The organism is Novipirellula galeiformis (genome assembly GCF_007860095.1).
Lineage (GTDB): Bacteria > Planctomycetota > Planctomycetia > Pirellulales > Pirellulaceae > Novipirellula > Novipirellula galeiformis.
In genome coordinates, this window is record NZ_SJPT01000010.1 from 124,909 (window position 1) to 140,174 (window position 15,266).

Sequence of the window (15,266 nt, forward strand, 5' to 3'; positions counted from 1 at the left end):
GCTTGCGGATGCGAAGCACCCGTCGCTTGCGGTTGTGCTGTAGAGCCAACTTGCGGAGCGGACGTTTGCTGCGACAGCGGATTCAAGATCAAACGCCCTCACCTTCTGTCTCGCTTGTTCCACAAGAATCACGGCTGTGATTCGTGCGTCGAGCCAGCTTGTGGTTGCGAAGTCATCGAGCCAGCTTGCGGATGCGAGCAACAATGTGCTCCCGCTTGTGGTCCTACTTGCGGCCAAAAAGTAAAGGGCTTCTTGAAGGGCTTGTTCCACAAGCACAACAACTGCTGTGACGCTGCACCTTGCTGCGTTGAGCCCACCTGCGGCGTTGAGCCAAGCTGTGGCGCTGGTTGGTAGTCATTGCTTGACTGCAGGATAGAATGATCGACTAGATGTCGCATCCCATCCGATACCGCGACATGCTCTAGTTCAGCATCGAAACAACAAAATCCTCGGCGGCTGCCACGATAGCCGTCGAGGATTTTTTCGTAGACTCACGCACCACTTAACGCGAGTCCTTCTTCGCCTGCTCCGATTTTGGGGCGATCGTCTTGATCATTTCAATGGTCCAACCCAGAGACGCATAAACGCGTTGGAACTCATCAACAAACGCGTCCCTGTCGACTTCCGGCAGCGCGATCGGGCTAGGCACGGCACGCTTGATGCCGCCATCGGCCGGACAGTGAAGCACGGCTTGGCACTCGCGTACTCCTCGGGGGCTGCTCACTCGGTTTCTCCTTGCCAAACCACCGTCGGATGCGGAAACCCTAACGACTTGTCGACCAAGTTATAAGGTGATTTCCCTTGCTGGAATCGCTTCAAGTTCACGCACACCAAATCAACGGTGTCATCGACTCGGCGATACGATTGGGCTCCCACATGTGGCGTGATGATCACCTTGGGATCGTCCCATAACGGACTGGTTTCAGCTAATGGCTCGACCTCGGTTACATCCAGCCCCGCGCCGGCCAGATGACCGCTGGCCAAGGCGTCCACCAATGCCGATTCCTGGACAACGCTTCCACGGGCCACATTGATCAAGTAGCTGCCCGGTCGCATTTTCGCAATGCGTTGTGCGTCAAACAAACCGAGCGTTCCGGCGTTTAGCGGCAGCGTTAAAATCACAATATCGCTGACCGCCAACAAGTCATCCAAACGATCCGCCGGCCAAAGCACATCGACTTCGTCTGGTTTTTCCACTGGGTAATAATCCGTCGCCACGATCCGCACGTCCCACGGTGCCAACATGCGCGCGATCATCCGGCCATTACCACCGAGACCAACGATGCCGACCGTTTTGCCTCGCAAATCATCGGTCGGCAATCGCGTGAAATCACGTTTCGCTTCGGCCCGGAAAAACAGCGGCAGCGAACGCAGTAAACCGAACAGCAATGCAAAGGTTTGTTCGGCCACCTGGGGCGCAAACAATCCCGAAGCGCTGCTGACAGGGATCTCCGAATCAATCACGCCAGGCACCAAGCAGTGATCTAACCCCGCGGCGGAGGATTGGATCCACTGCAAACGTTTTGCATCGAGCACTCGTTGCCAATCCACTGGAACTTTGGCATGTCCGATAAAGATATCGGCGGTGGGCAAACATTCATCGATCCGCTCTTGCCCTGCGTTGACGATCTCCGCCTCCGGCGCTGCGTCTTGAATTTGTTGGATGTGCTTTTCGGTCACCGGAAAACAAAGAACGATTCGCATGGCTATGGTTACTTGAAAGGAAAGGTGGCTTAGAGAGCGTTAACAATGAACCGCCTGCGGCGGGAAATTCCCCCATTCGCGTCTCCGTTCGCAACGAGTGCCGTGTGGTGACGGATCGCGGAGCAGGCGTGACGGATAGCAGACGTTTGGGCGGCCTTTGGGACCCTTGAACAACATGGCCACTAAGAACTTAACTTCCCCGCAGCACCGCACAAAGGTGCCCTTTCGCGTCGTCCTCTCAACGGGCGTTCCCCCCGCCGGTTTGCGGAGGAAAAGAGCAAAAGGGAAAAGCGGTACAGCCGCTGCGCAAACGATGGCGTCCGAGTCACGCTGCGACACGTGACCGGCACACAGGAGAGGCCCAACACCGGAGCAGCCCAGCATCGGAGAACCCAGCATCGATGCGTGCGCACGCCCCCCGCCCCCAGCGACCCCGCCCCCCGGCGCCAGCGACCACGCCCCGCTAAGCACAGCGAGTCGATTCACGCTGCGACGGAGTGCACAAAAGTCACGCCGCGACGGGCGCACGAAAGGAAATCTTACGCCATCGCCATGCATGCGAGCTGGGAGGAACACGGCAACGCAGCACCGATCCGCTTATTTTGCGAGAGCCGAGTTCATGCCGTAGGCGAACAACGTCTCTTGCAACTTCTGCATCGAGGACGCATCGAGCGTCGTCATTGGCAATCGCAACTCGCCTGAGTCGCGTCCTACCATCATCATGGCAGCTTTCAACGGAATCGGGTTGGTCGACAAGCCGAGCATGTTTTGGCACAACGCAAACAACTTGTGATGCATGCGCATTGCTTTGGCTAAGTCGCCTGCGGCGGCGGCTTCGACCAATTCAATCATATCGCGTGGCACCAAGTTTCCGACCACCGAGACAATTCCTTCCGCACCCACGCTCATCATCGGCAACGTCAACGAATCGTCCCCACTCAGAACGGTCAAGTCGGTCGTCCCGACGATTGCCGAGCACTGGTCCAATTTGCCGGTCGCTTCTTTGACCATGGTGATGCCGGGAACGTCCGCGAGGCGTTGGATCGTTTCGACCTCAATCTCTTTGCCACAGCGACCGGGAATGTTGTAGACACAAACCGGAATCTCGACCGCTTCGGCAACCGCTTTGAAGTGTTGGTAAAACCCTTCTTGGGTTGGCTTGTTGTAGTACGGCGCCACTTGCAATGTCGCGTCGGCCCCTTCGGCGGCCGCACGCTTGGTCAAACGCAAAGCTTCGGCGGTGCTATTGCTACCGGTACCGGCCATAACTTTTGCACGCCCCGCAACGCACTGGATCACTTCGGCGATCACCTTTTCGTGTTCGTCATGTGAAAGCGTGGGCGATTCGCCCGTCGTTCCAACGGGAACGATACAGCGAGTGCCGGCTTCGATTTGGAATTCGACCTGCTCTCTCAGACGCGGGTAATTCACCTCACCATCGGTGAAGGGGGTGACAATCGCGACCGAAAGGCCAGCAAAATCAGATCCCTTTCGTGGGCGGATCTCAAAAGTCATGTTGGAATCGCGGTTTTGGAGTGAAGGGTAGACGGAGCCGATCAAACACGTCATCGGCTTCGGATATGCCGAAAACCTAGTGTTTCTAGCCCTGATTCGTCAAGCGTCTCAATTGGATTGGCAACCCGAGTTGCGGTCGAGGGCGTTCTAGGCCAGACGTCTCCGTCGTGAGAAAGCGAGGGTCTGGCGTGAGAAAGCGAGGGCCTCCGTCGAGAAAGGGAGGAAAACATTGATTTCCCCTCCCAAAGCCGCCGCTAGCGCACCACGCCCGGGAGGGAGACTTCTTTCCCGTCGATCGAATCGAACCGATCTAGGATCTGGGCGGCGATCGCCAACGAGGCGGTGGCGGCGGGCGAGGGGGCGTTGAGCACATGAATGGCGTGCTGCGTCGAGTGAATCAAAAAATCATCGACCAGGCTGCCTGCGGGCGTGACCGCTTGAGCTCGCACGCCGCTGCGTCCTGTTTTCAAATCGGCGGCCCGGATTGAGGGAATCAATTTTTGCAGTGCCGAAACGAACGCGGCTTTGCGGAGCGAGCGATGAATCTCGCCGAGTCCGGTGCGCCAATAGGTACGTGCCAGTTTGCGAAAACCGCCATAACCGAGCGTTTCAATGAAATCACGGGAATTGAAGGTTCGCCAATCGTAGCCATGCCGCGATAGCGCTAGCACGGCGTTGGGACCGCACTCCACGCCGCCATCGATCATGCGGGTAAAATGGACTCCTAGGAATGGAAAGGAGGGATCGGGAACGGGATAGATCAAATTGCGGCACAGGTGTTCGCTGCGGGGCACCAATTCGTAGTATTCACCGCGAAACGGCACAATTTTGACCGTGGGCTCCGCACCAGCCAATCGCAGGATGCGGTCACTCTGCAATCCCGCACAATTGATCATTCGCCCGCAATGAATCGTGCGGTCTTGATCATCAATGATCGCCAACGAGTCGGCAAACGTTTCAATTTTCGTGACTTTGAAAGACAACACGACGTTGTTCCCGCCGCGGAGGACCTCGCTCCGCATCGCCTCGCAAACGGTCGCGTAGTTGACGATTCCGGTCTCGGGCACGTGCAGCGCTGCGATTCCCGCGACGGCGGGCTCGAGTTTCCGCAGCGTGTCGGTGTCGATGCGATCAAAGGAGACTCCGTTAGCGGTCGCTCGTTGGGCGATCGCTTCCAATCGCTCGACCTCACTCGCATTGGTAGCGACGACGACCTTGCCACAGCGGTCCCAGGGAATGTGGTGCTCGTCACAAAAGGCTTCCATCATCGCTTTGCCTGTGCGACAGGTGATCGCTTTGACGGAGCCCGGTTTGTAGTAGATCCCGGAGTGCAAGACACCTGAATTGTGGCCACTTTGATGCGCCGCCACATGAGATTCGGCTTCGACAACGCAAATCGACAGCGACCGATTGCGTCTCATCAGGGTCAACGCCGTCGCTAAACCAACGATCCCCCCACCAATGATCACGACGTCCGGGTTGGTAGGAAGCGTGTTTGGAGCATTCGATCTCGGAGAATTCATGAAACGCGCTGCAATGAGAAGGGATCCATCGGGACGAGACGTCATTCTACGATGCCTCGTTGCGGAATGGTGGTCGATTCAAAATTATCGGATCGATCCCCACAATCGGAATCGCTCGAGTCGCTTGGGCGGGACGAGTACTCGCAAACGAGTGCGGGAAACCGCAAACCGACGGTACCAGAGTCTTCCGCGCTGTGATGTCGACGAAAGCCGACGTAGGTTTCCATCGATGCACTACAGCGCGGCGGAAATTGTACTTCATTTTGTCGCTGGTGAAAGCGAGCGGCATTATCCGCCGATCGTTGTCACGTCGTATGCGTGCTTTGTCATGAATGAAGTTTTTGGGACATGAGGGGCAAATGTCACGTCCAGATTCAATTGAGCTACCCGTCGAACGATTGCGAGTCGGCGCCACGTGCGGTTATCCGATACTCGATCACAACGGCGTCATGCTGTTAGGGTCGGGAACCCACATCACGCCGGCGGTTTTGGCCCAGCTTCGTGACCAAGGAACGGACACGATTGCGATCGAACCGAGAGATCTCGCGGAGTTGACCGGAACGCAGCGAGGCCGTGTCAGCCAAGCGGAAATTGCCAGTGAAATGCCTCGTTTCACTGGGGAATGGGATGAATCGATCTCGCTGAAAGATCTGCTAACGGACCGCTCGGACGAACCGCTCTGCGACGCACGGACCGCCCGCTTGAAACAAGGGGTAGCGACTGCGAAAGCTCGCTTCGACCAGATCAACCGGGCGTTGCAAACGCGTGACTTCGATTCGACATCCTCACTCAACATGACCTCGGATGAATTCGCCAGGTCGATTATCGAAGATTTCGACCAAACCGTTGGAGTGATCGGTTCCGCCAGCGAAGACCTTGGGCTGGAGAATCGCTCGGTACAACTTGCCGTGATGGGCATGGCAATCGCGATCGAAATGGGACTCGACGCCCCCACGTCGTTGGAAATTGGTTTGACCGGTTTGCTTCACGATATCGGCCTCTACCTGCTCGACCCAAAGTTCCGCGATCCGACTCAAACGTTGAGTGATTCCGAGCGCTGGGAGTACGAGAAACATCCCATCATCGCGCTCGATTGCATTGCAGCGATCCCGGAAACGCCGGCCTCAGTACGTGTCGCGGTTCAGCAAGTCCACGAGCAATATGACGGTTCAGGCTACCCACGTGGGTTACGTGGCCCCCGAACACATCTGTATGCACGAATCTTGAATGTGGTGGATGCTTACATCCAACTGATCACGCCATCGAAGAATCGAGCTGGGATTTTGCCGCACAGTGCAATTGGCATGATCTTACATCAAGCAACTCGGCGTATTTTCGATCCCGATGTTGTCCGCGCCCTATTGAATACCGAGTCATTGTACCCGCTGGGCAGCCACGTTGAATTACGTTCGGGAAGTCGAGCGACCATCATCCGCCGCTCCCCTCATAGTTACGCCTGTCCCACTTTATTGCGTGAAGACGGCGTACGGGTTCACGAGGATAACTCGGAGAATCGAATCATTCGTCCGGTATCGGCGCCCAAGATGAACCAGATGGCGATCACCGCGTCGCAAATGATGTCGATCAAGTGGAACCCGGCTGAGAATTTTGTCCCCGTGTAACCGCCGTTCAGCGCCGTCCTAGAGCCTCTTTCCCATTGATGTCGCTATCGTCGCGTTCGCGGCGGAGCACGTTCTGGCAAACGTAGCTACTTTCCCAGTGCCTACCTGATTTTTCAAAATGCGCGTTAGGCGGCCTGTTTGGCCGCTTCTTTAGCTAACCGCCTTGCCACACGTTCGGGCGGTTGTCGCCAGCGCCGGTGCAACCACCAATATTGCTCGAGTGCCATGTCGATGGCCACGGCCAACCGTTCGTTGTACCACTGAGTCAATGTCGTCACGGATTGGCACACCCCGGCATGATCATTTTGTGGATCCGCCACGCCAACGCATCCCGATACAAACTTCATCGGCTCGCCATCGGCCCGAATCGTAAAACTAACCAACATCGGGGCGTTGGAACTGAGAGAGAACAACGCCAATGCTTTATGGCTGGACGCAGGTACGCCGAGAAACGGCAACCAACACCCTTTGTCGCCGGCATGTTGATCGGCCAGCAGCGACAGCACGCCGCCGTTTTGCAAATGTTGATCAATTAGCGGTGCACAACCTTCTTTGTCGACCATCACTTGGCCTTTGGCGCCACGGAACCGCTCCACCCAGCGGTGCAAGAACGGGTTGTCCAATTTGCGGGCGATGGTGGTGGTACTAAACCCCATCAAGCCAAGCGCATAGCCGCCAATTTCGAAGTTGCCAAAGTGACCGGTCACCCCCACCATCGGTCGTTTACTCAACAGCGCCTTTAGCATCAATCGGTTGTCGCGGAACGTCAGGTATTCGCTCCAGTTCGTCAGGTGCAATCGCCGCTGCGCCCAAGCGATCTCGCAAACCATCAGGATCAAATGCTGCCACATCGCTTGAGACAATGCGGTGCGTTCGCGTTCGTCTGCATCAGGAAACACGCGACGGAGGTTCTCGTCAGTCGCGGTACGGCGAATTTGGAGCGGACCGGAGGCGAGCCATGCGACTGCCGTGGCAAACGATTTCCCCATGTCCAAGGGCAATGTCTGGATCACGGCAACCAACAATCGAACGACCGTGTAGGCCGCAAAGTCGATGATCAAGGTGCGAATGCGACCGAGAGTTTGTTTCACAGCAAGCGAGTCCGTTCGTCAAGGATCAAGGCAATGTCGTTGGAAGAACGCATTTCGGGCGGTTGCCCCCATGCGATATATTAGTGAGCGGATGACGCGAGCCCAATGCCCTCGGCGCCGTCATGCCGCAGACGGCACTAAAAACAAGGATGCCCGCATCGGCTAACGCATCATCGGGACCGCTTCGGGCCGCGCCGCGACCGCAGGCGTTTGAGGGATCTCGTAAGCGCTGAACTCGGCCCAAAGCGGCATGTGATCGCTGACCAATAACGCTTGCGTTTCACTCAAACCGAGGTCACTTTGCAAATCAATCACGCCGAATCTCCCTGTGTATTCCCGCGTCATTTGTCCGTCGATGAGAATGTGGTCATAAGTCTTTGTGCGACGCGTATTGGTCGGCGTGTTACCGGCAATGGAAAACACATTGGGGATCATGGCCAATTCTTGAAGGTTGTCGGCGTCGACGTTCAAATCGCCCAGCAAGATACAGTCCTCTTCGCCTAGCCGATCGTACTCGTATTGCCGAACACGCACAAAAACGTCGTCGAGAACGTTGATCTCGTTGCTGGTCGCCATTGCCGTCACTTCATCCGGATCGGTGTGGGCGTTGATCAACGTAAAACTGAACGGGTCGTGTCCAGCGCGTGGAACGGCCAAGGCACGAAACGAAGCCACCATCGGTTCGCGGTGCATTCGATCGGCGGTGTCCTGCACGACGTAGCCGCTGTCGCGAACCATTTCAATGCGAGTCTCGTCCCAAACGAACGCATAACATTCGGTTTGCGACGTTCGGCCGATGGGCGGGCTGACCGTGGCGGTGTAGCGTGCCCCAGACGTATTGATCAATTGAACCAACCGTTCAACGGGAACGCTGTTTCCGCCGCGTACCTCTTGGATGGCAACCAAATCAAATTGGCTGACGATTTGGGCGAGCGTGGCCATCACGTCGACGCCATCGCGCATTCGTGTCGAAGATTTCTTGTCGCCGAACATTTGGATGTTGAAGCTCGCCAACCGGATCGTCATCGGTGACCGCTCCCCAAGCTGCTTAAGCGTGATCGGTTGAACGGGCATCCCGTCGGTCGCAGTGGAAGCCGCTTCACTCGTCGTTAAACGATCCAGCGAGGCAAGGTCGACGCGTCCGGTGATGACGAGGAACACTGCCCCGACAATCCCCAACACACTGATCGACGGGCCCAGCCAGCGAGAGAACGGAATGTAGCTAGAGACGGAGCGCGCACCGGAGCCCGATTTTTTGCGTGATCGCGATCGGCTGCTCTGGAGCAGACTGGGAAGTAGATTCTTTAGTAAGCCCATCCCGGCCTCCTTGCCGATGGTTGCTCTCGTTTGTCGTTGATCGCTCTGTGATCGTCGTTGATCGCTCCGCGATCATCACGAAACCGACGCGTCTCTACGCCGCGTTTCCGATCGCTTGGATCGCTTCACGCACCAATTGCTTCAATCGTGGCGGAGCCGTCGGGGCCGCCTTTTCGAGCGATCCGATTGCGTTCGCAGCCGCGGGGCCGATTTGGGCTAACGCCCATGCGGCGCGTTCTCGCGCCGGCAAGTAATTTGAATTCAACAAACAATGCTGCAACGCCTCGACGCCGCCAACCGCTTCAGATTGCAAACGGCCCAGCATCGTCGCAGCCCAATAGGGGATCTCGCCATCGTTCGGATAAAGCACCAATTCGGCGAGCGTTTCAACGTCGTCCACGTCTGGCAAAACCGAACGCTGCAACGCTTCGGCGGCCCACATCCGAACCTCTTCATCCGAGTCGACGACAAGCTTGATGCACGCCACCGCCAGACCGGTAACGGCGTCCTGATTGGCCAGCGTTCGCAAGGTCGCAATTTTGTCTTCGACGCGTTGGCTCGCTAAGCCCGCGGCCCAATCCGATTTTGCCATCATCGCCTTGCCATCCCTTGCCGTCATCGTTAATCGGTTTGTGAAGCACATTGCCACTGTGCAGTCGGCCCCTCACGTAGGACAGCCTGCGTTAGCGTCCGGTGCCCGAAAACACTTGCTTCACCAGCATGCTGCGTCCGAGGTAGCAAAAAATCTCAGTTTCACACAAGATCAAGTTCCCGAACCGCAGAAATGCATGCAACAAGATCTGCGACGGTGCTAAGCGAATCCCAACCACCATCGCCCCAGCGGAATCGCATTGCTTAGCGGAAGGACGCAAGAATCCGGCCAACCACAATCCGGCCGGCTGGAACCGGCCTACGCCCTATCTAACGATGCTCTCGGTGGTTGAACGCCGTTGGCGTCAATGGCAACGAGGCCGGGGAAATTTTAACCGTGCAACAGAGCGTTAGCGGCGCACGCGTGAACCGCGTTGCTCCGATTTTAAGGCCCGTGGCCAAGGGACGGTCAAAAGAGAAAACCGCGGTTATCGCCGACGGGCGACTCGCAATTTCGCACTTCGGCTACGTGCGTTATGCGCCACCTCGGATTCCGTTGGCCGTAGCGGCTTCTTAGTCAAGATCTCCCAACGATCGTCCTCGCGAAACGCGTTTTTGACGATCCGGTCTTCGAGCGAATGGAAGCTGATGATCACCATCCGGCCGCCCGGTGCGATCCAATTCGGTGCATCACGGAGCGTTCGCTCGAGAATGCCAAGCTCGTCGTTGACCGCGATGCGCAGTGCCTGGAACGTTCGCGTGGCGGGGTGAATGTCATGATTGCGGCTACGCGGGACACAGCGACGGCAAATCTCGACCAACTCGTTCACCGTGCTGATCGGTTGACGCTCGCGTTGCTTAGCCACAATCGCCCGGGCAATCCGGCGGCTAAAACGCTCTTCACCGTATTGGTAAATCGCATCGGCGATCTGTTTTTCATCGTGCATCGCCAACCAACGACTTGCCGGCACGCCATTCTCAGGATCAAACCGCAAATCGAGCGGTCCATCCACCGTGTAGCTAAACCCACGTTCGCGGTCGGCCAATTGGTCACTCGATAAACCGAGATCTAAAACCAACGCGTCAGCGGCGGTGAGATCGAATTGGTCGAGCGCCTTGGGCACTTGTTCATAGCTGGCCAGAAACACGGTCAACCGAGGATCGTGCGTTTCGCTGGAGACCCGCGCACTGACTGCGGGGTCGCGGTCCAGGCCGATCACGCGCACGTCATCGGCCGGCAACGCCTCGAGCAACAATCGCGAGTGACCTCCGCCACCGTAGGTTCCATCGACAACGATCTTCGTTGGCGTTTCGGCTACGGTCGGATCGGCCACCCAATAAACGACTTCGTCGGGCATCACCGAAACATGGCACGTGTCGATTTCGTTCGCATCAATTTCGTTCGCGTCGATTTCATCCACGTTCGTTTCGCCGATGCCGTTCTCAGTCGTTTTCATGGGCTCGCTTGAACTATCCAACACTCGGAACCGATTCACTGCATTGCAGCGCCTTGTCTAAATTACGGCTGACTTCCTTCAAACGCTCCAAATCTCCCCCGCCGACTTCCGCAGCCAACCAACCGGTGAATTTGATGTCGCGAAGTGCCTTCTTCACACTTGGCCAATCGATGTCGCCTTCGGTGATTTTGGTGAACTTGCCAGTCTCGCGAGAGAATCCCTTGATGTCTAGCTTCTTGATTCGCTGATCGAGCGTACGAACCCATCCCGCAGGATCGCCGAACCGCCAGTGGTTGCCGATGTCGAATTGGGCACCGACCCACGGCGAATCGAAGGCGTCGATGAACGCGGCAAATGCATCGGCGGTTTGCTCGGTGCCGCCGTCGACATCGTAGAACATTTCGTTCCAAACGTTCTCCATCAAGATCGAAACACCGTGCTTTTCCGCATCGGGAAGGGCTTGGCTGATGTTGTCCAGCGCTCGCTTGAAGACCTCGTCGGCGGTTCCGTCGCTTCCACGACCTGGGACCAACAACATCGTATCGGCACCGACCGCCGCGGTTTGTTCGATTCCTTTACGAAGGCTTACGAGTGCTTTCGCTCGAACTTCGGGATCGGGATCGGTATGCCGGACGCCCCAGTGGTCCGATCCCACGGTGCCATCAATGATCAAACCGGTGGCCTTGGCAGCCGCGTTGGCCTCCTCGACGTTAAATCCAGGAGCGTTAAGTTCGACACCCTCAAACCCCGCTTCTTTAGCCGCGGCAAATTTATCGGCAAGCGAACCTTTGACACCGATCATGCCGATTTTCAGAGTTTTTCGCAGCCATGGTTTGCCCGCAGCGGGGGCGGCATCCACGGCCGAGGTTCGCATCATCGCCAAACCGGCAACCGACGCAGCACCAAGTTGAAGGATCTGACGTCGTGGAAACAGAGTGGGTTTATTCATCAGTCGTTGTTATCCCGGCAAAGGTGAGATTCAATAGTAGAGTCCGCCATTGTAGACGAACCAACCGCTCGCAGGAACAAGATAGCGGTTGCGATTGAAATTCACCGGCATCGCGGTTCCCATCCCGGTTGAATCACCGGTTTGACCGTCACAGGGAGAGTTTGCCGAGAACGTTGCGTGTCCGTAACACTCCGGCCAATGAACCGGTTGATGCGACCCGGCTAGGCGAAACGGCGAATGCGGACGGCCGAAGCTTGACCTTGGGGAGTGACGTTCACGCTGATGAACTCGTTGCCCGCAGGGACGCCCGAATCGACACATGCGTTGATCGGGCATGCCGGATCGAGTTTTCCGCAATTCAAGATCGGAAACAATTCGCCGCCAAGTGCATCGAGGCTGGCGACGATCTCGACCATCGATCCTCCCGCACCCAAATTGCCAAAATGGCCCTTCGCGGTCGTCACCGGTGGTTGTTCCGAGGGGGCACCGAAAACCTCGGCAATCGCCTCGGCCTCGCAACGGTCGCTCTGGACGGTGCCAAGTCCATGGGCGTGAATGTGACCGACCGACTTGGGATCGGCCTTGCCGAGTGCTCCCTTGAGCACGTTTCGAACGGCGATCCGGATAAAATCATCGCCCGCTTGGGAACCGACTGCACTGCTGCTGTAGCCGACGACCTCGCCTAAGATTGTCGCCCCCCGCGCTTCGGCATGCTCAAGCGACTCGCAAACGATCGCTGCGGCTCCTTCGCCAACGACGCTGCCATCGCGTGACGCGTCAAAGGGGCGACTCATCGTTGCAGGATCCTCGGTGTCTTTAGCGAGTTTTTCTTGCAGCGACGCATGCAGCGTTCGCAGCGGATGGACTCGAGATCCGGTCGCGCCGACGACCAATGCATCGGCATGCCCACGCTCGATCGTCGAGACGGCTTCGCCCAACGCCGCACCGCCACTCGCTTCGCGAACGGTGATCGAATTGTTGGGGCCGCGAAGATTGTTATAAATCGCAATGTGACTGGCCGGCATGTTTGGCAAGTACTTCAACAACCACAACGGATTGACTTGCGGTTTGCCCGTGCTGCCCCATTTGTCAAAATCGAAGGTGCCGTCCTCGTCCATGCATTTGAGAATCCCAGCGGAAAACTCTTCCGGCAACGACATGATGTAATCACTGCCGTAGACCACACCGACTCGCTCGGGAACGCGTTTGTCTTCGCTGAGCGCGGAATCATGCAGCGCCAACTGCGCCACCGCGACGCCCATTTCGATTTCGCGGCACATCACCTTGCTGCCTTTGCGAATCGTTCGCTGCAGGGCTTTGTCCAACGGTCCGTAGTTCGAAATATCGCCCGTGAACTCGATTGCCTCCGCCCCATGATCCACACTGAGCACCCCAAGCGGCAATTGTGTGAAAGGTCGAACACCACTCGTGCCTGCTCGCAAAGCCGACAACATCGTGGAAGAATCGATTCCGAGAGGACTGACGACACCGCGACCAGTGATCACAACGCGACGTGAGGGGGTTCTATCCATGGAGGGTTTGCGACCAAACCGGTCGATTCGCTAAGAGTGTCGAGAAACGCATGACGCGCCGGAAACAACGAAGGGGAGTATTCTAGCCAGTTTTGGCGAATGGTTTCAGTGGGGGCATGTTCAGGGGGGAGCAACACAATCGGCATCATTTTAATCCGCCACTGCTAGCTTCGTAGCCGCAAACCTTTTTTTGCAGCAAGGGGCATTTTGCAGCAAAGGAACTTGGACGGCAACGATTAACGCAGAACGATTAACGCAGAAGGGAAATCCCCCCAGTCAAAGACGCGAAACGTGGAGCGTTTCGTGTCCGTCGTTTTCACAGGATCGGCCAATCCCGCGGCCTTGAACTAGTAGCGACCGCGATGGGGAGCATCGAATGGGATCGCAGTTGCGGTTCGCGGAGCAATCGGGTTGGTCGACAAATTCTCCGACGCGCGGCCTCGGAATTCGACGAACATCAATGCGTCAGCTCGCCCCGAGGTGTTTCCAGTCACAAAGTCGAGATTCATGATCGAAGATCCCCCTTTGCGTTCCGGACTCGCAACCACGCCGCAGGAGAGCAATAACACCTTGTCGGATTCCCAACGGAACCGCTCGTGCAATCGCCAACTGACGACTTGAGGCACGTCGATACGGGTGCGATGCATTTGTTGATTGCGAAGCGGCAGCTCGAGTTCAACCGGATTGAATTTGTCCACTTGGTCGATTTCAGCCTTGATCATTACATCGATGATTCCGTTGTCGGTCGTCAACAAGGGACTCAACGACAACCGGTAACCTTCTTGAACTTCGCCCGTTTCCGGTTCGTAGGGAGGCCATCCATGCGGTGACTCGCGAACATTGCGAACGTAGTTACGGCCGCGGGTTTGTGACAATTTTTCGGTTTGTCCGTTAAAAATCGGAAGATCGACCCCTTGGACTTCACGTGCGTCGGTGCGTTGGCGAAGCAGGTTCAACACAATCGCCGCGTTTTCCTTGCTCAATAGCCATGCCTGGACGCCAGCCGAATCGACCGGCACGTGCGTCATCAACATGTGAGCGCGAGCTCGCCAATTGGGGTTCCCGACGGTCATCAACCGCAAATGCAAAACCTGGGGCTGGATGTCGCCGGCGACAAAGCGATCGACAATGCTGGCGACCACTTGGTGAACTTCCGGTGTGTGGTAAACCGACAATTGATCACGCGTGGCACTCATGAACCCGAACGGCTCGGTGAACCAAACGTCGGTCCCGGTTTCTCGTAAAATCCAGTCGATCACGGCCTGTTCCGGCCGATCGTGTTGTGTCAAATAACGTGTGTAGGGCGATAAATCGTAGACCCGGTGCTCTTGCCCGGCGCCACGCGGCAATTCGCCTCCCCCAGTCACTTGGCCGTTGCCCGAAGGGCGTGCGGCGCCAGCGGGTGGAGTGGCGGGGGATTGCTGCAAACTTGGCGGCGTCGCCCCCGGTGGCAGTCCCATGGCTTGTTGAGGTGGCGCTTGCCCATGAACCGCGGGCATGTCGCTCGTGGCATGGAGAGTGGCGCAAAGCACCCCGGCAATCAAAATTGGACGCATCGATTCCATTCCTGGTCGGGCGATAGGAGACAAGTTTTTCGAACCCTGCCTATACGACTTGAGCCGAAGTGGTCGCAAGGGAGAAAAAAACAAAGATTTCTCGATTGCCCAATCTCAGACGATGTTCCCAGCAGTATCCCGGCCGCAGCCAGCGTCCCCTACGGTTAGATTTTGCTTGGGAGCAGCAAACCTGTTGCGAGAGGAACCAGGGGGGAAGACAACTTCACAAGGGGGGACAGCCCCGTTGCGGAGGGCTGTTTTGGCCTCTTCCCATCCGGGATGACGGGCCAATGACCTTCCTTCGCGGCTGAGAATCACCGATGGGGGACAAGCCCGGATTGTTTTGCGGGCAGGAGCGTCGCCAGCCCCCCCTACCTGTGGATCCTCTCGATCGAAGAGGGGTGGCGAA

Annotated in this window: 12 protein-coding genes; 1 reads left to right on the top strand and 11 read right to left on the bottom strand. The window is 57.1% G+C overall.

All coding sequences use genetic code 11. From position 1 onward, the window contains the following. Positions 1 to 502: 502 nt before the first annotated feature. The 4 genes from Pla52o_RS22635 to lhgO all read right to left on the bottom strand — a co-directional run bounded on the left by Pla52o_RS22635 (position 503) and on the right by lhgO (position 4,742). A complete protein-coding gene (locus tag Pla52o_RS22635; protein WP_146596912.1) occupies positions 503 to 724 on the bottom strand; it encodes a hypothetical protein in 222 nt (73 codons plus the stop codon). Then, positions 721 to 1,704: a D-2-hydroxyacid dehydrogenase gene (locus tag Pla52o_RS22640; protein WP_146596913.1), complete on the bottom strand. Its 984-nt coding sequence runs from the start codon at positions 1,702 to 1,704 to the stop codon at positions 721 to 723. Before Pla52o_RS22640 ends, Pla52o_RS22635 begins: the two co-directional genes overlap by 4 nt. A gap of 597 nt (positions 1,705 to 2,301) precedes the next feature. After that, positions 2,302 to 3,207 carry a 4-hydroxy-tetrahydrodipicolinate synthase gene (gene dapA / locus Pla52o_RS22645; protein WP_146596980.1) on the bottom strand — a complete coding sequence of 302 codons (906 nt, stop codon included), beginning with the start codon at positions 3,205 to 3,207 and terminating at the stop codon, positions 2,302 to 2,304. Between the two features lie 266 nt (positions 3,208 to 3,473). Beyond that, complete coding sequence (gene lhgO, locus Pla52o_RS22650) at positions 3,474 to 4,742, bottom strand: L-2-hydroxyglutarate oxidase (protein ID WP_146596914.1); 1,269 nt, start codon at positions 4,740 to 4,742, stop codon at positions 3,474 to 3,476. Between the two features lie 359 nt (positions 4,743 to 5,101). On the opposite strand from lhgO, the gene Pla52o_RS22655 reads away from it, so the two are divergent. Then, positions 5,102 to 6,364 carry an HD-GYP domain-containing protein gene (locus Pla52o_RS22655; RefSeq protein ID WP_197169443.1) on the top strand — a complete coding sequence of 421 codons (1,263 nt, stop codon included), beginning with the start codon at positions 5,102 to 5,104 and terminating at the stop codon, positions 6,362 to 6,364. A 125-nt stretch (positions 6,365 to 6,489) separates the two neighbouring features. Here the strand turns inward: Pla52o_RS22655 and Pla52o_RS22660 are convergent, their stop codons facing one another. From Pla52o_RS22660 to Pla52o_RS22690, 7 genes are all read right to left on the bottom strand, one after another. Continuing rightward, positions 6,490 to 7,455, bottom strand: a complete 966-nt coding sequence (locus Pla52o_RS22660; RefSeq protein WP_146596916.1) for a lysophospholipid acyltransferase family protein — start codon at positions 7,453 to 7,455, stop codon at positions 6,490 to 6,492. 162 nt (positions 7,456 to 7,617) lie between these two features. After that, positions 7,618 to 8,772, bottom strand: coding sequence for an endonuclease/exonuclease/phosphatase family protein (locus tag Pla52o_RS22665; protein WP_146596917.1), 1,155 nt, complete (start codon positions 8,770 to 8,772; stop codon positions 7,618 to 7,620). A gap of 94 nt (positions 8,773 to 8,866) precedes the next feature. Continuing rightward, on the bottom strand, positions 8,867 to 9,391 hold the full coding sequence (locus Pla52o_RS22670; protein WP_146596918.1) for a HEAT repeat domain-containing protein: 525 nt from the start codon (positions 9,389 to 9,391) through the stop codon (positions 8,867 to 8,869). Positions 9,392 to 9,851: 460 nt separating this feature from the next. Further along, complete coding sequence (gene rsmH / locus Pla52o_RS22675; RefSeq protein ID WP_146596919.1) at positions 9,852 to 10,820, bottom strand: 16S rRNA (cytosine(1402)-N(4))-methyltransferase RsmH; 969 nt, start codon at positions 10,818 to 10,820, stop codon at positions 9,852 to 9,854. 13 nt (positions 10,821 to 10,833) lie between these two features. Beyond that, positions 10,834 to 11,769 carry a sugar phosphate isomerase/epimerase family protein gene (locus Pla52o_RS22680; RefSeq protein WP_146596920.1) on the bottom strand — a complete coding sequence of 312 codons (936 nt, stop codon included), beginning with the start codon at positions 11,767 to 11,769 and terminating at the stop codon, positions 10,834 to 10,836. Between the two features lie 221 nt (positions 11,770 to 11,990). Next, positions 11,991 to 13,301, bottom strand: a complete 1,311-nt coding sequence (locus Pla52o_RS22685; protein ID WP_146596921.1) for a beta-ketoacyl-[acyl-carrier-protein] synthase family protein — start codon at positions 13,299 to 13,301, stop codon at positions 11,991 to 11,993. 347 nt (positions 13,302 to 13,648) lie between these two features. Continuing rightward, a complete protein-coding gene (locus tag Pla52o_RS22690) occupies positions 13,649 to 14,857 on the bottom strand; it encodes a hypothetical protein (RefSeq protein ID WP_231612568.1) in 1,209 nt (402 codons plus the stop codon). Positions 14,858 to 15,266 lie beyond the last annotated feature (409 nt).